Raw genomic sequence first — 359 nt, forward strand, 5'->3', positions numbered from 1 at the left:
ACTGTAGTCTACGGGCGGAATTGGACCTGGCAGGCCGTTGAAGACGTCGCTCGCCCAGGCCCGCCGTGATCGTGATTCACTGTCTCCGGATTGCTTCGGAGAGCGGAATGCGAGGCTTCCTGCGTGTCGAGCAAGATTTCAAAATTGGAGCGCATGGGGGGGAACCGCAACGGGTAGGTTACAGTACCGTGACCGTATCATACAGGTAGCATCCGGTCGCCCGCGGAGTGGATCGCTGTTGCTGGCCGCTCGCCGGGGTAACCACCTGATTTACGTGGGATCAGTCGGCACGGGCTTCAAGGAAAGCGACGCTTGGAGGTTGCGCGCGTTGATGGACAAAGGGGCGCCCTGCCCGGACG

Annotated in this window: 1 protein-coding gene; it reads left to right on the forward strand. The window is 61.3% G+C overall.

From position 1 onward, the window contains the following. Nucleotides 1-37 precede the first annotated feature (37 nt). A partial coding sequence (locus AF337_RS46485; protein WP_483150625.1) for an ATP dependent DNA ligase occupies nt 38-359 on the forward strand: 322 nt, incomplete at its 3' end.

Source organism: Rhizobium ecuadorense, assembly GCF_001187535.1.
Lineage (GTDB): Bacteria > Pseudomonadota > Alphaproteobacteria > Rhizobiales > Rhizobiaceae > Rhizobium > Rhizobium ecuadorense.